The organism is Thermostichus vulcanus str. 'Rupite' (assembly GCF_022848905.1).
GTDB lineage: Bacteria > Cyanobacteriota > Cyanobacteriia > Thermostichales > Thermostichaceae > Thermostichus > Thermostichus vulcanus_A.
This window is the reverse complement of the sequence record NZ_JAFIRA010000023.1, coordinates 15,948-35,409: the sequence shown is the minus strand read 5'-3', so window position 1 is coordinate 35,409 and position 19,462 is coordinate 15,948. Positions and strand designations below refer to the sequence as shown.

At 56.9% G+C, this 19,462-nt stretch carries 18 protein-coding genes; 9 read left to right on the top strand and 9 right to left on the bottom strand.

The window, feature by feature from the left end; translation table 11 throughout:
- Positions 1-29: 29 nt before the first annotated feature.
- A complete protein-coding gene (locus tag JX360_RS09875) occupies positions 30-2,243 on the top strand; it encodes an NAD-binding protein (protein WP_244350496.1) in 2,214 nt (737 codons plus the stop codon).
- Between the two features lie 114 nt (positions 2,244-2,357).
- Here JX360_RS09875 and JX360_RS09870 read toward each other — a convergent pair whose 3' ends face one another.
- The 4 genes from JX360_RS09870 to accD all read right to left on the bottom strand — a co-directional run bounded on the left by JX360_RS09870 (position 2,358) and on the right by accD (position 5,711).
- Complete coding sequence (locus JX360_RS09870; RefSeq protein ID WP_244350495.1) at positions 2,358-3,530, bottom strand: RNA-guided endonuclease TnpB family protein; 1,173 nt, start codon at positions 3,528-3,530, stop codon at positions 2,358-2,360.
- A gap of 52 nt (positions 3,531-3,582) precedes the next feature.
- On the bottom strand, positions 3,583-4,260 hold the full coding sequence (locus JX360_RS09865) for a class I SAM-dependent methyltransferase (protein WP_244350494.1): 678 nt from the start codon (positions 4,258-4,260) through the stop codon (positions 3,583-3,585).
- Positions 4,261-4,296: 36 nt separating this feature from the next.
- Positions 4,297-4,671 carry an STAS domain-containing protein gene (locus JX360_RS09860; protein ID WP_244350493.1) on the bottom strand — a complete coding sequence of 125 codons (375 nt, stop codon included), beginning with the start codon at positions 4,669-4,671 and terminating at the stop codon, positions 4,297-4,299.
- A gap of 95 nt (positions 4,672-4,766) precedes the next feature.
- Positions 4,767-5,711 (bottom strand): acetyl-CoA carboxylase, carboxyltransferase subunit beta, encoded by a 945-nt coding sequence (gene accD, locus JX360_RS09855; RefSeq protein WP_244350492.1) that lies wholly within the window; start codon positions 5,709-5,711, stop codon positions 4,767-4,769.
- A gap of 146 nt (positions 5,712-5,857) precedes the next feature.
- Between accD and JX360_RS09850 the strand changes: the two genes are divergently transcribed.
- The 4 genes from JX360_RS09850 to JX360_RS09835 all read left to right on the top strand — a co-directional run bounded on the left by JX360_RS09850 (position 5,858) and on the right by JX360_RS09835 (position 9,394).
- Positions 5,858-6,724, top strand: coding sequence for a tRNA (5-methylaminomethyl-2-thiouridine)(34)-methyltransferase MnmD (locus tag JX360_RS09850; protein ID WP_425244386.1), 867 nt, complete (start codon positions 5,858-5,860; stop codon positions 6,722-6,724).
- A 238-nt stretch (positions 6,725-6,962) separates the two neighbouring features.
- The gene (locus JX360_RS09845; protein ID WP_244350490.1) at positions 6,963-7,619 is read left to right on the top strand and encodes a hemerythrin domain-containing protein; all 657 of its coding nucleotides are present in this window, start codon (positions 6,963-6,965) and stop codon (positions 7,617-7,619) included.
- Positions 7,620-7,763: 144 nt separating this feature from the next.
- Positions 7,764-7,976: a DUF4089 domain-containing protein gene (locus JX360_RS09840; protein WP_244350489.1), complete on the top strand. Its 213-nt coding sequence runs from the start codon at positions 7,764-7,766 to the stop codon at positions 7,974-7,976.
- The gene (locus JX360_RS09835; RefSeq protein ID WP_244350488.1) at positions 7,973-9,394 is read left to right on the top strand and encodes an AtzE family amidohydrolase; all 1,422 of its coding nucleotides are present in this window, start codon (positions 7,973-7,975) and stop codon (positions 9,392-9,394) included. Before JX360_RS09840 ends, JX360_RS09835 begins: the two co-directional genes overlap by 4 nt.
- On the opposite strand, the gene JX360_RS09830 is transcribed toward JX360_RS09835, so the two are convergent.
- The gene (locus JX360_RS09830) at positions 9,391-10,545 is read right to left on the bottom strand and encodes a homocysteine biosynthesis protein (RefSeq protein ID WP_244350516.1); all 1,155 of its coding nucleotides are present in this window, start codon (positions 10,543-10,545) and stop codon (positions 9,391-9,393) included. The genes JX360_RS09835 and JX360_RS09830 overlap by 4 nt on opposite strands.
- An 82-nt stretch (positions 10,546-10,627) precedes the next feature.
- Here JX360_RS09830 and JX360_RS09825 point away from each other — a divergent pair, with 82 nt between their 5' ends.
- Both JX360_RS09825 and JX360_RS09820 read left to right on the top strand, forming a co-directional pair.
- Positions 10,628-11,515 carry an ABC transporter permease gene (locus tag JX360_RS09825; RefSeq protein WP_244350487.1) on the top strand — a complete coding sequence of 296 codons (888 nt, stop codon included), beginning with the start codon at positions 10,628-10,630 and terminating at the stop codon, positions 11,513-11,515.
- Positions 11,512-12,354 carry an ABC transporter permease gene (locus JX360_RS09820; RefSeq protein WP_244350486.1) on the top strand — a complete coding sequence of 281 codons (843 nt, stop codon included), beginning with the start codon at positions 11,512-11,514 and terminating at the stop codon, positions 12,352-12,354. Before JX360_RS09825 ends, JX360_RS09820 begins: the two co-directional genes overlap by 4 nt.
- Here JX360_RS09820 and cpdA read toward each other — a convergent pair.
- The 4 genes from cpdA to JX360_RS09800 all read right to left on the bottom strand — a co-directional run bounded on the left by cpdA (position 12,351) and on the right by JX360_RS09800 (position 16,749).
- Complete coding sequence (gene cpdA, locus JX360_RS09815) at positions 12,351-13,145, bottom strand: 3',5'-cyclic-AMP phosphodiesterase (protein ID WP_244350485.1); 795 nt, start codon at positions 13,143-13,145, stop codon at positions 12,351-12,353. The two genes, JX360_RS09820 and cpdA, sit on opposite strands and share 4 nt — an antisense overlap.
- 139 nt (positions 13,146-13,284) lie before the next feature.
- A complete protein-coding gene (psbP, locus tag JX360_RS09810; RefSeq protein WP_244350484.1) occupies positions 13,285-13,866 on the bottom strand; it encodes a photosystem II reaction center PsbP in 582 nt (193 codons plus the stop codon).
- Positions 13,867-14,074: 208 nt separating this feature from the next.
- On the bottom strand, positions 14,075-15,127 hold the full coding sequence (locus tag JX360_RS09805; protein WP_244350483.1) for a hypothetical protein: 1,053 nt from the start codon (positions 15,125-15,127) through the stop codon (positions 14,075-14,077).
- A complete protein-coding gene (locus tag JX360_RS09800; protein WP_244350482.1) occupies positions 15,124-16,749 on the bottom strand; it encodes a hypothetical protein in 1,626 nt (541 codons plus the stop codon). The genes JX360_RS09805 and JX360_RS09800 overlap by 4 nt, the downstream gene beginning before the upstream one ends.
- Positions 16,750-17,042: 293 nt before the next feature.
- Here JX360_RS09800 and JX360_RS09795 point away from each other — a divergent pair, with 293 nt between their 5' ends.
- Together JX360_RS09795 and JX360_RS09790 are read left to right on the top strand one after the other, a co-directional pair.
- On the top strand, positions 17,043-17,447 hold the full coding sequence (locus tag JX360_RS09795) for a cupin domain-containing protein (RefSeq protein WP_244350481.1): 405 nt from the start codon (positions 17,043-17,045) through the stop codon (positions 17,445-17,447).
- Between the two features lie 57 nt (positions 17,448-17,504).
- Complete coding sequence (locus tag JX360_RS09790; protein ID WP_244350480.1) at positions 17,505-19,445, top strand: cellulose biosynthesis cyclic di-GMP-binding regulatory protein BcsB; 1,941 nt, start codon at positions 17,505-17,507, stop codon at positions 19,443-19,445.
- The last annotated feature ends 17 nt before the right edge of the window (positions 19,446-19,462 follow it).

Genomic DNA, 19,462 nt, shown 5'->3' with positions numbered 1-19,462 from the left:
CCCTTGGCAGGAGGAGGCCGTGGCAGGATATGGCTCGCTCCCTTTCTGACTTGCCCCAACTACAGCCACAAGACGACGGCAGGGATCCCGAGGCTGCCATTCTGGTGTGTGGCTATAACGATTTGGTGGAGCTGACTTTACAGGCTTTGGAGGCTTTTGGACAACGGGCCCTGGTGGTGGATCCGCAGCCGCTGCCCACCCCAATTCACCGCTGGCGGCAGTTGCGAGGGGATCCCCGCCAACGGGAGGTGCTGCAACGGGCCGGGATCGAGCGGGTCAAGGTGGTGTTGCTGCTGCAGGACGACGACCAAGCCAATTTCGAGCTGGCCTTGCTGATCCGCGATCTCAACCCCCAGGTGCGCATCATTTCTCGCCTGTTTAACCGCAGCATCGCCTCTTACCTCGACTCGGTGTTGCCACAACACTTTTCTTTGTCGGTGGCTGCCCTGGCTGCCCCGGCCTTTGCTCTAAAAGCCGTGTCCGATGAATTTGTCGGCTACTTCGAGTTGCCCCAGCTGGACTGGCAAAAGGCAATCCTGCCCTCGGAATTGGCGGATCCCTTGTCCCTTACCCCACCCCAGGAAACCACTCTTTGGAATGTGGTGGATCTCACTATTGAAGATAATTCCCGCCTGTTGCACATGCCGCTATCGGAATTGGAAGAAACCTTCGGAGCACGGGTGCTGTTTCATTACCCGGTGGATGGACTTTCCGACTTTTCCGAATACCGAGTTTTCGATGATTTCGATCACGAGGCGGAGCTGATCGAGGGGGATCGCATTCTGGTGATTTGTGATCCGAAAGCCTATTTGCAACTGTTGGAGCGCAACGGGCGGCGCGGATCTTCACGGGCGCAACGGTGGGCCAGCGGGCAGGTGGAGGATAAACGACAATGGCGACAAACCCCTTGGCAGTGGGGATCCCTGCTGGTCAAAACCCGACAAGCCCTGCTGTCTCGGTTGCGCACAGGGCTAAAGGGGCTCCTGCAGATCAAACCAATTGTGCGTACCCTCACCCTCACCTTGGGGGCGATGTTAGTGCTGGGGGTGATCAATTTCCAAGTTATCGGCAAATCCGTTATCGATGGATTGCTGCTGACGATTGTGGTGCTGACGGGCGGCTATGGGGACATTGACGATTTTCAGCAACCAGAAACGCCGCTGCCGGTGAAAGTGCTGGCGGTCTTCATGACCTTGGTGGGGGCCGCCTTGGTGGGTTTGGTTTACGGGTTGGTGACCGATAAGTTGGTGAGCAGTCGCTTTGGCTTAGGGCAGGCGGCACGGATGCCGAAGCAGGATCATGTGGTGATCGCAGGTTTGGGACGGCTGAGCTATTTGGTGCTACAACTGCTGCGGCAAATGGGCTACGAGGTGGTGGTGCTGGAGCCGGAGACCCAAAATCCGCTGCTAGAAGCGGCAAGGCGGGAGGGGGCTGTGGTGATTCAAGGGAATTATGCCCTAGCTGGAACCCTAAAACAGGCCCATATCGAGGGCAGCCGCTGTCTGATTTGTACCACCCCTAACGATCTCACCAATCTGGAAACAGCCCTCACAGCCCATACCCTTCACCCTGGCATCCGTACCATTTTGCGGGTGGCGGATCCGGAGTTGGCGGAGCGGATGCAGCGCCACATCCAAACCCTCGGGATCAGCTACAGTGCCACGGGGTTGGTTGCCCCGGCTTTTGCCACCGCTGCCCTGGTGGGATCCGTGTATGGCACGCTGGCTTGGGAAGGGGAAACCCTCCTGGTGACTTTGCTGGAGGTTTCCGCTCAGACCCACTACCTAGGGCTGTCGCTGCGACAGTTGGCCCACGATTACGATCTAGTCATCCTCTGGTATCAAGCGACGCGGGGTAAACCTGAGATTTTCCCAAAGCTCTGGCAGAAGGCAGGAGAACAGGTTCTGAAGGAGGGGGATCGACTGTACGTCATGGGAGCGGTGGGATCCCTGATTCGCTTGGCCCAGCAACGGCCTTTCCCGCCAGAGCTGTACCAGGTGCAGCTTTTGGAGTACCACAACCCTTACTTTGAAGATGAAATCCTTTCTGCCCTCTCTTTTTATGCCCAGGTGCCCAAGGCAGCCCTTAGGTCTCTGTTGCACCATCTTCCCATCCCAGTCAGTCCACCCCTGCCGCGGGATAAGGCCATTAAGCTGGCCCGACAATTACGCAAAATGAGTACGGAGGTGCAGATGCTTGCTCAGGTGCAAGAAATGGCGGATCCCGTCCCTAAGCCAGCCTAACTTAGTTAAGGGTTGGGTTTCTGCGCTACCAAGCGCACAAAGCGGTTCTGGTTGTAAAGCCGTTGGGCCACCACGTTGACACTCCCCCGGTTAGAAACCGGGGGATTCTCCCTTCTAGCTCCCCACAGCTTGAAGCTGTGAGGGATTCATGGAGTTCAGGGGATTGCCAAATACCCCATCCCCTGAGCCGACCCTACCTATTACGGGCAGGGCTTCTTTTAGACTCAAGGGACACGAAAACCCGTCCCACTGGGCTAGGTTCATTGCGGCATTCCAGTCTGCATCACAGCAATACCCGTCCTGCCCGGTGAACAGATACCCACTCCTTTTCCCAATCAATCCTGTCCTGTGGTCGGTTTTGGATGTGTAGGCAGCAGGACGTTTATGCAGCGTCCTACCCGCCATCTCCAGCTTGTAGGCAACCTTCCACTCCAGGTCGTAGTACGACCAGGTATGGCGCGATTTCCCGGCATCCGAACGCGCCTTCTGGCTCTGTCTGGATTGGCGAATACCCGAGAGGTCTTCCATCCACACATCCGCATTTACCGCCTTGGCAAACCGCACAATGCGGCGGCTCACGGTGTGGTTGACCGCCCTCATCCACCGGGCTTCTTTGCGCTCCAGTCGCTTAAGTGCTCGGTATTTACCCGCCTGTTGCAACTGGGCACGACGCTTCTGGAAACGACGACGACGATAGGCTATCTCTCCACCCCCAAAAAACACCGCTCGACCCCAACGGGTGGCCGCCACCGCCAAACGGTTCTGCCCCCGGTCAACACCCAGCCGCTCCGTACTCTTCACTTCGGGAACTTCCCAAGTGATAGATACAACCGCGTACCAACAGCCCCGTAGCTTCATGAGTTTCAAGGTTCCCCGTTCACAATCCTGCTCAGCCAAGATGCGCTCAAGACGCTCGGCATAGTAGGAACTGCTAACCTCAAGGGGAACCCGCTTGTCACCCTGAATCGTGGGAAAACTCACCGAGTAGGTGCTACCTACTTTGTGCAGCTTCCAGTTTTGGTTGTTGACCTCTGGCCAGAACACTTTGAAGTGTTTGACCCGCTGGCCGGCTTTCCCCTTCAGGACACGAATCACCTGGTTGGAGAGGGCCGACTTGAGTGGGGTTACCACTTTGGCGGTTGTTAATGCTTTTCGTTCCTTTGGACTGATGCGGAGCAGTTCGTTTGCCAGTTCGGTTGTCGCACAAACCGTCTGGTTAAACATCTCTGCTTTGACCGCATTGAGGTCAAGAAACTTGAGCTTGAGTGTGGTGGTGACCCGTTTCATGGGGACTATTGTATGTACTATTTCTGTTGCTGAATAAATTCAGCCTGTGCGCTCATATCCCCCGGTTAGAAACCGGGGGCTTTACGCTGCTTTTCGTAAAGCCCACCTTTTCCAACAGCCACACCAGATCTTCGGCGCTAAAGCGGTTGTGTTCATAGAAGTGGGTGAACTGATCCACCAAGGTTTCCAGGGGAGTATCCGGCTGAAACAGGTGTGCCTCCGTGGCGGGATCAAAGTAAAGACTCAAGGGGGCACGTACCCAGTCCACCACCAACAGTCGTCCACCGGGCTTAAGCAGGCGAAACACCTCTTGCAGCAGGCGCAGCGGCTGTACCATCTCGTGGAGTACCACCACCGTCTGGGCCACGTCGATGCTGGCGGGTTCCAGCGGCAAATGTGGGTCGTGGAGATCCGCCTGTAGCAGTTGGATGCTGGGGATCCCCTGCAGCTCGGCGGCTGCCCGTTCCAGCATGTAGGGCATCAGATCCACCCCAATAAAGAGTCCCTGGGGGTAGCGCTCCCACCACTGCCGCAAAATGAACCCTGGCCCTGTACCCAGATCTAGCAATTTCGGCGAGCTGGGCAGGTGGGGATCGATATGGGTCTGCCAAAAATGCCAGAATGCTTCATCAAAACGCCCTGGCGCTGTTGCCACCATGCGTTCTGCAAAGCTAGGGCCCCGATGGTGCTGATAGAGCAGTTGAACGGTATCAACACCCGTTTCCGGCATGGCTGTCTCTTACATGATTGGGTACAGAATTGGGATCTAGCGGGCGGAGGGGGCGGGAGAAAAATTGGCGATGCCCGTTTGCAGGTCGCTAAAACAAGTTAACACCTTTTCCATGGAGGTGAGGTTCAGCACCAACGCCACACTTTCGGGCACGCTACAGAGGCTGAGGTTGCCGCCGGCAGCACGACACTTGCGCAAGGCCGAGATCAGGACACCCAGCCCGGAGCTATCCATGAAGGTGACTCCTGACATATCAATCAGCAGGTTCGGGTAGCCAAAATCCAAGACCTGCTGCAGCAACTGCCGAGCGTCCGAAGCAGCTTTGGCATCGAAACGACCCTCCAGTGGCACTACCGCTAGCTTTTGGCCTTGGGGGGTTTCGGTAGTACGAATGCGCGGCTTGAAATCCATCGTTTCCAGACGAAAACTTTATGCCCCACCTTAGCACCGTCTGCTGTTCCTCACCAGCGAGATTTTTCTAGGGATCCGCAGAGGGAAGGGTTGGCTTAGAGCATCGGCTCTAGGGCGAGAACATCTGTGTTAAGAGTGGGGAGAGAAACGTGCAAACGAGGGCGGTGCATATAGAGCAACTGGGCCAACCGTTTGCGCAACTCCGTCCGAGGCACAATCGCGTCAATCAGGCCGTGGGCCAGCAGATACTCAGCGGTCTGAAACCCCTCCGGCAGCTTGCCTTTGCCGATGGTTTGCTCGATAACGTTCGGCCCGGCGAAACCCACCTGCGCCCCTGGCTCCGCCAAAATCAGATCCCCCAACATGGCAAAGCTAGCGGTCACTCCTCCGTAAGTGGGCTGGGTGAGTACGGAGATAAACAACTGTCCAGCATCGCGGTGTCGTTGTAGGGCAGCAGACGTTTTGGCCATTTGCATCAGGCTGAGGATCCCTTCCTGCATACGGGCGCCTCCGGAAGCCGAAAAGATCACCAAAGGCAGATGATCGCGGGTAGCTCGTTCGGTGAGGCGGGCAATTTTTTCCCCAACAACGGAACCCATGCTACCGCCCATAAAGCGGAAATCCATCACCCCAATCGCCAACGGGATCCCGTCCAGATTGCCCAGCCCTGTCAAAACGGCATCCTTGAGTTGGGTGCGCTCTTGGTAGCTGCTGATGCGCTCAGGGTAGGGTTTTTGGTCGAAAAAGTGCAGCGGATCCGCCGGGGCCAAGTGCTCGTCAAGGGGTTGCCAGGAGCCAGCATCGAGCAGTTGCTCCAGTCGTTCGGGAGCGGTGATGCGCTGGTGATGGCCACAGCTGGGGCAAACTTGCAGATTCTGACGCAAGTCTTTGGTGTAGGTAAGAGTGTCGCAGGCAGGACATTTTTGCCAGAGGCCATCGGCAATCTCCCGCACCTGACGCTCTTTGTCGAAGGGACTGCTGCCCGTCAGATTGAGAGAAGTCTCTTTGCGGCGCTCCGCAAACCAATCCAGTAAAGACATAGCTGCTGAAACATCTCCTCCCATGGGTAGGGATGGTGAGAGCCAGTTGAGAGGCCCCGCAGGTGATCTGCGAAACACATCTCAACGTTCTCAAGCTATCAAAGAATCGCCAAACTGAAAATAAGTGCAAACGAGGGGAACAGGTGGTGATCCATGCAGCCAAGTTGCCGTTGTTGACCACGGGGGATGGATCCCTGACTTTTTTCTCGGCGGAGTTTGGGCAGGCGTTTCACAACCTGAGCGGCGCGGCGCAAGAGGCCCGAGAAAAGTTTGTCCGTCCCTGCCGTCTGGATCGGTTGCCGCTGGAACGGGATCCCTCACAACCCATCCACATTCTCGATATTTGTTTTGGCTTGGGATACAACTCCGGCATTGCCTTGGAAACCATTTGGCAGGTTAGACCTGACTTTCCGGTGCAGGTGATGGGCTTGGAGCGTTCCCCGGAAGTGCCGCAGCAGGCGTGGCAAGCCGGTGTGGGATCCGGCTGGAGTTTCCACCGGGAGTGGCAAGAGTTTATCGAACGGGGATCCTGGCAGTCGGAGCGGTGGCAGGGGAGACTGTTCTGGGGGGATGCCCGACAAACCCTGCTGCAGGTGCCGTTGGCTTGGGCGGATGCCGTGTTTTTGGATCCCTTTTCCCCCTCTGCCTGTCCGGAACTGTGGACGGTGGAGTTTTTGCGGGCTGTGGCAGAACGGATGCGCCCGCAAGGGTATTTGGCCACCTATTCCTGTGCAGCGTCGGTACGAGCGGCATTGCAAGAGGCGGGCTTTCGGATTGGCTCCACACCTCCTCTGGGTCGCCCTTGGCCAGGAACGGTGGCCTCACCCCAGGGCCAGGATTTGCCGCCCCTATCAGAGATGGAGTGGGAACATCTGAAAACCCGCGCTGCTGTGCCCTATCGGGATCCAACCTTGCAAGGGGAACGATCCCAAATCCGGTTGCGCCGACAACAGGAACAACAGGGATCCCCCTTGGAACCCACTTCTATTTGGAAGCGCCGTTGGCAGCAGTAGGAGGCCGAAAACCCGAGCCTGGAGGATTCTTCTGGAGTACCGCGGCTACATGCTACACATTCAAGAATTCAAGTTCAAGAATTCAAGGAGGGCAGATGAGAAGTCCTTACATTTCCTAAGTTCAAATCCAGAGCAGGTGAAGGGTATCCAGAGCACCTTTTCCTTTCCCGTACCCTCACGCAGGTCATATTTTCTTCACAAATATAGGATGAAGTGAATGGTTTAAGTGATGTGCGCCATGTCTTCTGCCGCCCCTGACCGCCCTTTGGTTACCCTTTGTGCTGAGCAACATCGCGTCATCTTGCAACTTTTAGCCCAGCTGTCTCGGGCGACAGATTGGGATCTTGGCCAACGGCGAACAGCAGCTCAACGATTGCGGCAACGCCTGTCTCGGCATATTCAGCTGGAACGCCATGCTCTCTACCCTCTGCTTCGTTCGTCCCTGAATGGGGCTCCCAGTCTGCATTCTGATCCCGTCAGCGGGACGGAGTCCTTAGTCAATTCTCTGGAGCATCTGGAGCAACAGTTGCGGGATTTGCTTCCAGAGCTGACCCAGTTTTTGCATCAAGCGGAGCGTTCTCCTCAGCAACTGGATCCCGCTGCGGCGCTCCGGTTTCACCATCAGCTACGTGCCCAATTTGAGCAGGAAGAACAAATTCTGCATCCCCTGCTGACCCGTTGTGTCTCTGCCGAAGCGGAGCAACAACAACTGCGCCTGTTTCACCGGCGTCTGCAGGCCACTCTCTCCTCCCGTGCCTCGACCACCCGCCACCGTCGCCCCAGCCTAGAGGAGTTGGAACGGCAAGCGGTGACCCGACCTGTGTTGCCCAACGAGAAGCTCAGTAAGACGTTGTATCCGCTGCGGGAGAATGCGGTACAGCTTGTTAACCCCTAATCTACAACCTTTACAGCCCTTGCGCGGGTTTGGCTGCAGACTTGTCTTTTGATACCACCTCTGTTAAGTTCATGCTGGCTTTCATGAGCCAGTTTTTTGTCTCTACAGATTTGTGCCGACTCGCCCCTTCTGAGGCTTGGGTAGATGGAAGATTTAGATCCAGAAATCTACGTTGACCAGGTGGCAAAAGCGCTGCAACTCCCTTTGCAGCCTGACCATCGCCCAGGGGTGATTGAAAACTTTGCCCGCATCCTGCCCATTGCCAAGCTGGTGTTGGAGTTCCCTTTGCCCCAAACGGTTGAAGCTGCCCCCACTTTTGACCCCGCTCCCGGCAGCGGGACGGAGTCTTTACCATGACTTTGGATCCCTTTCTCGGCAATGCCAACTGCGTCAGCGGGGCGGAGTCCTCTGCCGTTGCCATTGCCTCTGCCGTTCAACAGCGAGCCATCAGCGCTCAGGAGGTGGTGGCTGCCAGCCTGGATCGGATCCAGCAACGGGATGGGGACTTCAATGCCTTCACGGAAGTGCTCAAGGACTCTGCCCTAGAAGCGGCAGAGCGGCTGGATCAGCAGGTGGCCCAAGGGATCCCGGTGGGGCCACTGGCAGGGGTTCCCTTTGCCGTGAAGAACCTGTTCGATGTAGCCGGTCTAACCACTCTAGCGGGTTCCAAAATTAACCGCGAGCATCCTCCCGCCCAAGCGGATGCAACGGTGGTAGCTCGGCTCAAGCAGGCCGGGGCCATCTTGGTGGGTACTCTGAACATGGACGAGTATGCCTACGGGTTCGTCACCGAAAACAGCCACTATGGCCCCACCCACAACCCCCACGATTTACAGCGGATAGCAGGCGGCTCCTCCGGCGGTTCGGCAGCAGCGGTGGCGGGTGGCTTGGTGCCGCTGTCCTTGGGCAGTGATACCAATGGATCCATTCGCGTGCCGGCTTCGTTGTGTGGCATCTACGGCCTCAAACCTACCTATGGTCGTCTGTCCCGGGCAGGGGTAGCCCTTTTTGCTGGCAGTTTTGACCATGTGGGGCCCTTTGCCCGTTCGGTGGCAGATATTGCCCTCAGCTTTGATGTCATGCAGGGGCCGGATCCCAGCGATCCCGTCTGTAGCCAACGTCCGCCGGATCCCACCTTTGGCCAACTGGGGCAAGGGATCGAGGGCTTACGCATTGCGGTGGCAGAGGACTACTTTGCCCGTGGTGCTGAGCCACAGATTTTGGCCGGGGTGGAAAAGCTCGCCCAAGCCCTGGGGGTCACTCGCACGGTACGCATCCCGGAAGCCCATCGTGCTCGAGCTGCTGCCTATCTGATCACTGCTGCCGAAGGGGCCAACCTCCACTTGCACAATCTGAAGACCCGACCCCAAGATTTTGACCCCGCCACTCGGGATCGCTTTTTGGCCGGGGCTCTGTTACCAGCAGACTGGATCCTGCAGGCGCAGCGGTTCCGCAGCTGGTATCGCCAACAGGTACTGATGGTCTTTCAAGAGATTGACCTGTTTATCACCCCCACAACCCCCTGCCCCGCCCCACTGATTGGCCAGGAGAAAATGGTCATTGATGGGGTGGAAGTGCTAACTCGGCCCAATCTCGGTCTGTATACCCAGCCGCTGTCGTTCATTGGCTTGCCTGTCCTGTCTGTGCCGCTGCGGGAAACGGGATCCCTGCCCTTTGGGGTACAGTTGGTGGCCGCTCCCTATCAAGAAGCCAAACTACTGCGGGTGGCAGCCCATTTAGAATCCCTCGGGATCCCTAATGCTCAACCCGTTTAGCCCAAGGGGTTTTGGGAAAGGAACTCGCGGTCGGTCGGTAGGGGGGCAACCGGCTGGGTAAGGGTAAATTGGCCCGATTGAATCCATGCTTTCAAAATCTCAGCCACTTGCATCGAACGGCGCAAACTCACCAAGGGGGCTGTCCTGACCTTGCGTCCATTTAGGGTGATGTGACCGGATTTGAGTTGGGCGTAGCTAACTAAGCCGAAGGTGGGTCGGACCCGGCGGGGAATGGAAAAGTCGATCACGGGTGCCACCAGCTCTTCGTCCCGAATGGCAATCGGTTCTAAGTCGGCAGGGGAAAGAATCGGGATCGGGATCCCGACACCCAACATCAACCCAGGGCCATAGTTGCGGAAGTAGCAGCCCCTGACCCACTCCGATTGCATGTGTTTGGCATCGCCGATGAGGGCAAGGGTAGCGGCGGGGCCGATGGGGGTTTGATTGGGCAAGCGCTTTTGCAAAGGAAAATGCTGGGTGCCTTCCCAGGCAATGTAGCCAATTCCTCCGCCCAGAAAGATGCGGCTGCCGATCCCGACGCGGCGCAGGAGGGGATCGTTAAATAAAGGGGAAAGCTCCCCTGGATTGGAATAAACAGCATTGCCTAAGTGGGGCTCTAAAAGGCCCAGGTAGGTGTAAAGGGGGCGATCGCCACCATTGACGCCAACGATGAAGTTTTGGTAAGCATTGCGGGGGTTAAACAGGTAAAACTGGTTCAGTTGATCGCGGCTGAGATGGGTTTCATAATCAGAGCGCGGATAGCAATCGGTCACTTGGCCTAGGGCTCGCAGATGCACCCGCTTGCCGGCGATCAGATCTGCGATCACATGGCCCCCCCCGTAAGCTGCATCGGATTGTTCGCTGGGCTGGGCTGCCCCCAAGTAGAGATCCACAGCTCCAAATCCGGCATAGGCCGGCACCCCATTCAACCAAGCTTGGCGAATTTTGATGGGTGGATCGGTGTGGCCTAGATTGAGAATGGCACCGGAAGATTCCATCGACTCGAAGGTGCCGGTGGTAATGACATCCACTTGTTCAAAAGTCGCCAGGATCCCGAGGGTAGCTAATTTCTCCTTCGCTTCCATGACTGTCCAAACCCGCACGTTGCCGGTTGCAATTCGCTGGTTAATCTGGTCAAGGGTTCTTTCCATGGGGCAAGGGGGCGACATGGCTCAAGCAATCCCCGTCGTGGAAGCGAAGTGGAGATCTTGTGGAGATCTGTGGAGATCTTAGATGAATAGCTTACGGGGTGCTCGGCTGTCGTTGCTCAACCGCTATGGCCCCCTTCTGCCTGCGCTTGCTTTGGTGGGACTGCTGTACGGGGGCGGTTTGCTGTTGGCACTGGCCCAAAGTGTCGGGTTGTACGGGTTGGGCGCTTCTGGGTTGACCCTACAGGGGTATGGGGAGCTGCTCCGGGATCCGGAGGTATGGGGATCCCTGGGCCTCAGTCTTGGGATTGCTCTGGTGGCAACGGGGTTAGCCATTCTGTTCGGGTTAGGGCTGGCTTTGGGGTTGCGGGGGATGGGGGGATGGGCCATCTGGCTTGGGCAGTTAACGCTGCCGATTCCCCATTTGGTGGGGGTGGCGGGAATGCTGTTGTTGCTGGCTCCTAGCGGTTGGCTGGCGCGGTTGGCCTTTCAGGTGGGGTGGATTGCCTCCGATCAAGACTTCCCTTTGTGGGTGAACGATCGCGGCTATGTGGGGGTATTGCTCTACTGGCTGTGGAAGGAGATCCCGTTTGCCGCTTTGGTCACGCTGACGTTGCTGCGCAGCATGGGGCGGGATCTGGAACAACAAGCCCGCCTGTTGGGAGCCTCTGGGTGGCAGTGCTTTTGGGCTGTGACCTTGCCCCTGTTGCGACCGGGTTTGCTGGCCACCGGCATTTTGATCTTCGGGTTTGTCTTTAGCTCCTTTGAAATTCCCTTCCTTTTGGGGCCGACTTACCCACGTACTTTACCCGTCTTGATTTACCAGCGCTTTACCCATATCAACCTGGAGCAGCGGCAGCAGGCAATTGCGCTCGGCCTGATTTTGCTGGGGGTGGCGGCGGCAGGGGTGAGTTTGGCAGCCGGGGTGCTGGGGGAAGTCGGATCCCGACTGGGGAGGGGCAAGCAACCATGAGAAAAGAGTCCGTTCCGTTCATGCGAGCCACGTTCTGGAAAGTCCTCCACAGAGTTGGGATCGTTGGACTGGCCTTGATTGGGTTCTTGCCGTTTGGGGTACTGGGGGTGTGGGCTTTTACACGGGCCTGGTATTTCCCTGATGGGCTACCACAGGAGTGGAGTTTTGCCGGTTGGCAGTGGGCCCTCCATCCGGGATCCCAAGTGAGGTCAGCCTTCGGCCAAAGCTTGTCTATCGCTCTGATCACGACCCTATTGGCATTGTTGCTGGGGATCCCGGCGGGGCGGGTTTTGGGGAGACAGGCCGTGCCCGCTTGGATCCGGCTGATTCTACTGCTGCCGATTATCACCTCTCCTCTGGCGGTGTTGATGGGAATGCAGGCGGTGCTGATCCGGCTGCGGCTGGAGGGTACGCTGCTGGGGGTGGTGCTGGTGCATCTGATCCCAGTGATTCCCTACATGGCGCTGGTGATGGGTAGTGTGTTTTCCCGCTTCGACCTAGGCTATGAGACCCAGGCTCGCAGTTTGGGGGCGGATCCCTGGCAAGTGTGGTGGCAGGTAACTTTGCCATTAATCGCGCCTGGGATGGCTATTGGGGCGGTGTTTGCCTTTTTGATCTCCTGGAACGAGTTTTTGCTTACCTTTTTCGTGGGTGGTGGGCGAGTCCTAACCCTGCCGATGCTGCTTTACAGCCTTCTACAAGGGGGGAACAACACGTTGGTAGCAACGGTGGCCCTCCTGTCGGTGCTGCCGGGGTGGCTGGCGCTTGGGGGGGTGAGCGTCTGTCTGGGGCAAACAGTGGGAGTATCCCCAACAGAAATCAGGGATGGAGAGCGTTAGTACCCCGCCAGGGCCAAATTGGGGCGTTGCAGAGCGGATCCCACCCGTTGCACTTGGGTACGGAAGCTACCGTCCTGTTCTAGCCACACTTGCCGCATAGCTGGCGGGATCACTTCCAGCCCAAACTCAGGGCTCTTGGGACGAAATTGGATACAAGTGGAGGGACAGGCGAAATACTCCACCCCTTTCCGTTGGCGGCGCAGATCCTGGTGAATGTGGCCAAACAGCACTAGGCGAATGTGGCTAAACTCGTCCAGCACCTGAAACAGGCGTTCTGGCTGCTGAAGAGTGCTTTGATCCAGCCAGGTGGAATCGACGGAAAAAGGAGGGTGATGCAGGGCGAGAAGGACGTGGTGTTGAGCGGCTTCGCTCCGTTCCAGCTCCTGCCTTAACCACAGCAAGGAGCGATCCGTCAGGTAACCACTGTCTTTACCGGGCACCAGCGAATTCATCAAAATAAAACTCCAGTTCTCTCGGCTGAAGCTTTTCTCCACAAACAAGCGCTTTGCCTGTAGCTCTAGGTTCATGTTGTGCAGACGATCATGGTTACCCGCCAACCAGTAGGTATCGATGGGCAGTGTTTGCAGGTGGGTTTTCAAACGGGCGTAGGAAGCGGCACTGCCATCTTGGGATAGATCTCCCGTCAACAACAGCAGATCCGGCAGGGGATCCAAGGCCAAAATCGCCTTCTGCACTTGCAAAAAAGAAGTTTCCGTGGTCACCCCCAACAGTTGGTGGTGCGGCTTGGCAAACAGATGAAGATCGCTAATCTGAACCAAGTAGACAGTCATAAAGGAGTTTGAAGGAGACTAGCGCACCATGTCTGCAGCTGCAAGGCACCACCGTTCTAGCATCAGGCGTTGCAGTTGGGATCCGCACACCCGTCAGTTCAGTTCTTTTCCAAGTTAGCCTTGAGAACCGGCAACAGCTTTAAGAAACATTCAAGGAGTGGCCGACATTCTTGAAAGTGGCTTCCACTTGTGGCCAACGGGATTCCTGCGTAGAAGCAGTCAGGGTGTAGAGACGATGGTGCCGCACCGTTACAGTCACCAGCTCATGGCGCAGTTGGGATCCCAGCTTGGTCTGATATTCCAGCACATAGTAGGGATGGGATTGCCGCTCAAAGGCTTCCGAGGCCAGTAACGTAGCAGAGCGCCCGGATCCCTCAGGAGCCAAAATTTTCTCCGCCACCAGTGCCCCCACCTCATCGGGACTGCCCAAATCGGCAATCGTCTCACCCTTATCAAAAGGAGCAATCATCAAGCTGATATTCTCGCTGTCGTAAACCAAATCGCGCAGGAGCACCGCCGGCCCTTTCCCGGGCCCCAAGTTCACTGCCACCATGCCGTTGGGGTAAGCAAAGGCAAAGGCCCCACTGGGATCGCTGTAGGCCCGCAGGTTGGATGCACCGGCACAGGCGCTCGTGAGCAGACTCAGACAGAGGCAGAGCAGCAACAGCATTCTTGGGATCCATCGGCTGAACCAGGCCAACTGCCCTTTTGTGACTGTCATCGCTGGGATCCTCCGCTCAGATTGGTTGCATAGCTTCACCATCCTAATATGGGTGCAGAAGCTCAAACCATCGGCAAGCCGTTCTGCCAGCCTTTTCAGGGGTACCCACCATAGCTTATGTGGGCGAATCCCTTGTTTGAGAAGGACTTTAGAGCGTTAGCAATTTGGGGATTTGGGCTGAACCTTCCTTTGACCATCCTGCCAACACCTATCCACCAGCTACCCGAGTGCGAAACTGACCGGCTGCCCTGAGTGCTCCAAAGGGATCCCCTTTGTAAAGGCCGTAATGCATCAGGGACATTCGCTTCAGCCCTAAGTGGGTCACCTCCATCAGCCAGTCGGATTGGCTCATGATCTGAAAATCTCCAGCTACTGTGTCGGCGCGCCCACCATGGGGGTGCATGTCCTTGATAGCCGGTTCGTAGTGGGCCAGCATGAGATTGCGGTGGATGGGTGAAAACAAGTGGCAGCAGAGGCGGATTTGCTCAGGGTTACCTGGATCTGGCCCGTTTAGCTCTGGGTTAAATTCCCCTGGTCGGCGTTCCCGCATAGCCTGAAAGGCAATGCCATCCATCTGGCTCATCATCTCCGCAAAAGGATCCACCATACTGCGCCCTGCCCCCCGCTTTGGATCGTCAAACGTAGCAATCCACCCTCCCCAGCAGAGGGCCACTTCAGCTTCTGGCAGTCGATCCTTAATCACTTGCCGGGCCCGCAGAAGGTTTTGCATCAGAGCTTGATAATAGGAGGCCGTGTCGGCATTGTAGGTATCGGCAGGCAAGCGCCAGTAGGAAAACTCGGTAGCCAAGCTCCAGTCGGTGCGGATCCCATGGGGGTTTGCCTGGGCGATATACCCCGCCAGTTCCCCCACATCCTCCAGGAATTGTTGGGAAAGGTGGTAGTCCCCTGTGGGAAGGATAGTGTCGTCTTCCCAGGTGATGATGTGGAGGCTGTAGCCCTGCTCAAACCACTGCGATAACTGGCCCTCCTGATGCCAATCTCGCCAAAAGGAGAGATCCCCAGTTTTATGATCAAAGCTATTTAACCAGCCACTCAAAAAGTGGGGATCCCATGCCTGAGCCACCGCTGCCACTTGCGGATCCGATTCTATTTCCCAGATAAATCGACCGGGATCCTCACCAATTCCCACTTCCCATTGTGGGGATCCCACCCTCTGCTCAACCCTCTGACAGCCCAATGCCAAAGTTGCACCTACCCAATTCACGCCGGCTTGCAAAAAGCGTCGCCGCCCTACCCTCATAACCCAACCTCCTGGGAACGAGCCAATAACCTCACCTGCGGTGATCCATACACCTCCACAAACCCCGGCAGCAATTCCCCAAAAGCCAGTCCTGACCAAAATTGCACCACAGAATCCGATGCCCTCACAGGATTCTGGGGCCCTGCCAGCAATAGGTAATCCACCCGTTCTTGGGGTTGTTGCAGAGCGATGGAAAAGTCGTACTGATGGGGTGTAACAAATGAGCGCGGATCCCCGGCCCAAAAGATCGCCTCGAAATGCAGGGCATCATCCGCAAGTACCCGCTGCCCAGGCAGCAGATGTTGAAGCAAATACTGCCCCACCTGCCGTTGCTCCTGGCGCTGGGTTTGCCACTGTTGCACCAGCTGGCTAGGTTGACGGGAACTGATTTGTAGCCGTTGCCACAGATCTTGTTCTTCCGCAACCCCAGTTCTTTGGGTAAGAACATAGCCGCTGGTGAGCAAGCTTAGAAGCAAGGCAGCCGTTATGCCCAATCGCCGCCCCAACCCCGCCTGCCCTACCCGCAGATAGGATCCCAAAAGCAGCGGCATCAGCACCCAAAACATCCCGAAGCGGCTTAGCTCCGGCAAAAAGAGCCCCTGCCCCAAAGAGGCCACCAGTAGTACGATTGGGCAAGCCCAGCCCATTGCCCAAACCCAGCGCCCAGAGCCCGAAGAAAAGAGGGTTCCTACCCCTACGATCAGATAGGCAGGCACCACTGCCAACAGCCAGAATCCAGCCTCTGCCAGACCATTCCACCCCTGCACTGCGATCAACTCCGCTTGCAGTTGGGGTAGCCGCAGACCACTGCCAAGTTGATAGGTGAAGGCCCAGGGATCTCCAGTCGCCAGCCAATTCATGTACAACCAGCCCAGGATCAACGTCAGGCTCATGAAGCTGGTCACCAACACCGCCGTACCCCGAAAGCCCCAAGACTCTCGCCAAAAGGCCAGCAGCACCAGCAAGGCTACCCAGAGCAACAGCCACCCACTTTCCCAACGCAACAGCATCAACGGCGCCAGACCCAGGCCCAAGAGCACCAAGCGTAAGGTAACGGGTAACGGTCGCTGACCTTGAACAATCATCTCGGGTGTGGACAAGATGGGGGAACCTGTTCCTGGATCCACTTCCGCTTGCAAGAGTGGAACAGAGTCCTTTGTCGCGTTACCCACTTGGCTCAAAGGCAGCAGCAAGGCCATATTGATCCCCAGCAACCCTGCCGCCGCTATCCAGCTAGGGCTACGCAACAGCATTAAGCCAAAACTGGGCTGCACCACCATCAACATCCCCCACAGCCAGCGCCACCCCACCCCTACCGGCAACTGCGCCAACTGTTGCCACATTCCCAGCAACGCTAGGGATCCCAGCAGACTCTGTAACAGCAACGGGGATCCCAACAGGGCCGTCCCAAAGACCAACACCGGTGGGAAACTGATCCCTACCGCCGATAAACGCGGATCTGGCCCCACCGCCGCCACGGATCCAGTGTAGCCGAGAAATTGTGCCTCCAAGCTCACCCAACCCCAGCCCCATTTTAGGCTCAGCAGAACCAGGGCAAGCGATAAAAAGGGGATCCCAACTGTTCCCAAAAAGGCAAAGAAACCCTTAAGCTTTAGCAACATGGTCTTGTCCAAAACCGGGAACATTCCAGCAGAAAATAAACCTGCTGAGAGCTTTTGCAAGCCAATTGAGTAGCGTAAAACACTTTTGGTGCTTCCCTATCTCCAGGGATTTTACGATTCTACAGAAATCAAGATAGTATCGTCCTTATACAAACTATTCTACGGGTTTTTGCTTAGGTGATTCAGCCGGATCTCCGATTGAAGTTCCTCAACTGCAGTGTGAAGATGACGAAGTGGGCCAAGATTGGGTTCACAAGCAAGTGACAGTAATTGAATTGAAAGGATACGACCCGATGCTGCAGGCCGTGAATGATCCCGAAGTCACCACTCCGATTTTGGAGCTGTTGCCCTCTACTTCTCCCAAGGCGGAAACCCGTCCTTGGGGAGCATTCTTGGTTCTGGAAGAGGGGCCAATGTATAAAATTAAGCGAATTGAAGTTAAGCCGGGCCATCGCCTCAGCTTACAGATGCACTATCACCGCAGTGAGCACTGGATTGTTGTCATGGGCACAGCCCGAGTCACCTGTGGCGATGAAGTGGTGTTGCTCACCTCTAACCAATCCACTTATATTCCCCCCTGCACCCAGCACCGTCTGGAAAACCCCGGCACCATTCCCTTGGTGTTGATCGAGGTACAAAACGGTCAATATCTAGGGGAAGACGACATTGTCCGGTTTCAGGATGACTATGCCCGCTAAGGGATCCCATCTGGGGCGAGATCAGCAGTGGGATTTTGCAAGAAGGATAGGTGCGCTGTGGCACATTGCTGGAAACACTGGGGGGGCCTGTTGGCGGCGGGGTTAACCTGTTGGGGAGCCTTGCCGGCCACAGCCCAGGGGGAAGAGACGATTTCTCTGCAAACGCTGGGGTACAGCCGCTCGGTGGTTTTGCAGGGATCCAACCCGGAACTCAACGTTGGGATCCCTGCGCCCAGTGGTGGGATCGACCCCTCTGCCAGTTTTGTGCAGTTGCGTCTAGAGCCTTCGCCAGTACTGGGGCCGGGATCCACTGTGCGGGTGTTGATCAACCAAGAGCCCATGGAGGTATTCTCGGTTGGGCAGTTGCAAGCTAACCCAGTAGTACAGGTGCCGATCCCAGAGTTACCTCCTGGGGAGCGCTTCATCAACCTGTCGGTGCAGCCCTTCTTGACCATCAGCGGCGATATCTGTCGGGATATTGGCACAGGCAATCTGTTTTTGACGGTAGGGCGGGAGAGCTTCTTTCAGGTAGTGCCCCGCATCCCCGACAGCACGGTGGCCGATTTTTTTCGTCCCCTCTACAGCCAGCTCAGTCTGGTAGTACCCGCCAATCTCAGCCCCGAATCTGCCGAAGCTGCCCTCTGGCTCTACAGCCTGTTGGCCCATCAGTTCCCCCGAACCCCAATCCTCTGGACAAGGGGTTCCGCCAGTGGCCCGCAGGTAGTCCTAGAATCACCGGATTTCTCCCCACAATTGCAGCGTCAGGGATCCACCTTGCGGGTAGCAGCTCGTGCGGAGGCGATTCAAGCCTTAGTTGCCGAGTGGGAGCGTCCTGGTCTCCTGAGTCGGTCTATTCAACTTAGCTCAGTGCCTGCTGTTGAGCCTGAATCTTTGGGTAACCGCCGCAGCCTGCGGCAATTGGGGTTTGGGGATCCCACCCTGCGCGGCATGGGCACCCAGTCCTTGTTTTTGAACTTCGATCTGGCCCAGTTGGGGGGGCGACCGCAGGATCTGGCCTTGCAACTGAACGCTGTCATGACCCCGGTGGATGGCCGCTTGGGGGATCGGCTGAATGGGCAGGTGTTTTTGAACGGGATCCTGTTAAAAACGTATGATTTGACGGGGCGTACCCAACTCAATGACTGGGTGGCGCTACCCTCGCAGCTCCTGCGTCGGGCCAATACCCTGGAGTTGCGCTTTGACCATGCCCCCAGCCAAGGAAGCTGTCAAGGAGCCGTGGCCCCCTTGACCTTACAACTCCAGGGAGATAGTTCTGCTTTCAGTTGGAGCGGGTATGAGGCCCCGGTTGGGGAGCTGCAGGAAATTCCGGCTCTTTTGCAGGGATCCGGCCAACTGGTTGTGGGGGATCCCGATCTGATGGCCAGTGCCGCCTATCTGTTGGGGGCCTTGAGTCGATTATCTCCTCAACCGCTGCTACCCCGGTTGCAACTGCTGTCTGAACCCATCTCCCGCTCGCCACTGGGGGATGCCAGCTGGGGATTGATCGTGGCAGGGCCGGAACAAGTGGAGCTCAACACGCCGATTCGTCTCGGATCTCGGTTTGAGATCCTGAACCCGCTCAACCAACGAGCTGTACTAGCTGTTCAACCGGAAGATGAGCTGGGTTTGTTGCAATACGTTTTGCTGGAGGGCAAACCCACCCTCTGGCTTTCCTGGTGGGGATCCGACCCAGCTATAGCCGAGCGATTAAGCCGATCCCTGGCGGATCCCCGCACCCTTCTGGCCAACCAAATGCAGGGGAATGTGGTGACGGGCTATGCTGCTGCCCCCAATCTAACCCAAGTGCAAAGCTGGGATTTGAGTGGTCAAACCTATCAAGTTCGTTACCCAGATCGGTTGGATTGGCGGCTACTCTTGTGGCGATACCGATTCTGGCTGGTGATTTTGGTGGCCCTCCTGGGAGCAGGGGTTGCTTGGAGCCTCTATCAACGGTTGGCACAAATGCCGCAAGTCCCTTCCCCCCCACCCCAACCCTAAGGCTGTATCGGTTGATG

Coding starts and splice junctions, on each gene's coding strand:
- JX360_RS09875 (WP_244350496.1), top strand. CDS start 30: ATGGCTCGCTCCCTTTCTGACTTGCCCCAACTACAGCCACAAGACGAC.
- JX360_RS09870 (WP_244350495.1), bottom strand. CDS start 3,530: ATGAAACGGGTCACCACCACACTCAAGCTCAAGTTTCTTGACCTCAAT.
- JX360_RS09865 (WP_244350494.1), bottom strand. CDS start 4,260: ATGCCGGAAACGGGTGTTGATACCGTTCAACTGCTCTATCAGCACCAT.
- JX360_RS09860 (WP_244350493.1), bottom strand. CDS start 4,671: ATGGATTTCAAGCCGCGCATTCGTACTACCGAAACCCCCCAAGGCCAA.
- accD (WP_244350492.1), bottom strand. CDS start 5,711: ATGTCTTTACTGGATTGGTTTGCGGAGCGCCGCAAAGAGACTTCTCTC.
- JX360_RS09845 (WP_244350490.1), top strand. CDS start 6,963: ATGTCTTCTGCCGCCCCTGACCGCCCTTTGGTTACCCTTTGTGCTGAG.
- JX360_RS09840 (WP_244350489.1), top strand. CDS start 7,764: ATGGAAGATTTAGATCCAGAAATCTACGTTGACCAGGTGGCAAAAGCG.
- JX360_RS09835 (WP_244350488.1), top strand. CDS start 7,973: ATGACTTTGGATCCCTTTCTCGGCAATGCCAACTGCGTCAGCGGGGCG.
- JX360_RS09830 (WP_244350516.1), bottom strand. CDS start 10,545: ATGGAAAGAACCCTTGACCAGATTAACCAGCGAATTGCAACCGGCAAC.
- JX360_RS09825 (WP_244350487.1), top strand. CDS start 10,628: ATGAATAGCTTACGGGGTGCTCGGCTGTCGTTGCTCAACCGCTATGGC.
- JX360_RS09820 (WP_244350486.1), top strand. CDS start 11,512: ATGAGAAAAGAGTCCGTTCCGTTCATGCGAGCCACGTTCTGGAAAGTC.
- cpdA (WP_244350485.1), bottom strand. CDS start 13,145: ATGACTGTCTACTTGGTTCAGATTAGCGATCTTCATCTGTTTGCCAAG.
- psbP (WP_244350484.1), bottom strand. CDS start 13,866: ATGACAGTCACAAAAGGGCAGTTGGCCTGGTTCAGCCGATGGATCCCA.
- JX360_RS09805 (WP_244350483.1), bottom strand. CDS start 15,127: ATGAGGGTAGGGCGGCGACGCTTTTTGCAAGCCGGCGTGAATTGGGTA.
- JX360_RS09800 (WP_244350482.1), bottom strand. CDS start 16,749: ATGTTGCTAAAGCTTAAGGGTTTCTTTGCCTTTTTGGGAACAGTTGGG.
- JX360_RS09795 (WP_244350481.1), top strand. CDS start 17,043: ATGCTGCAGGCCGTGAATGATCCCGAAGTCACCACTCCGATTTTGGAG.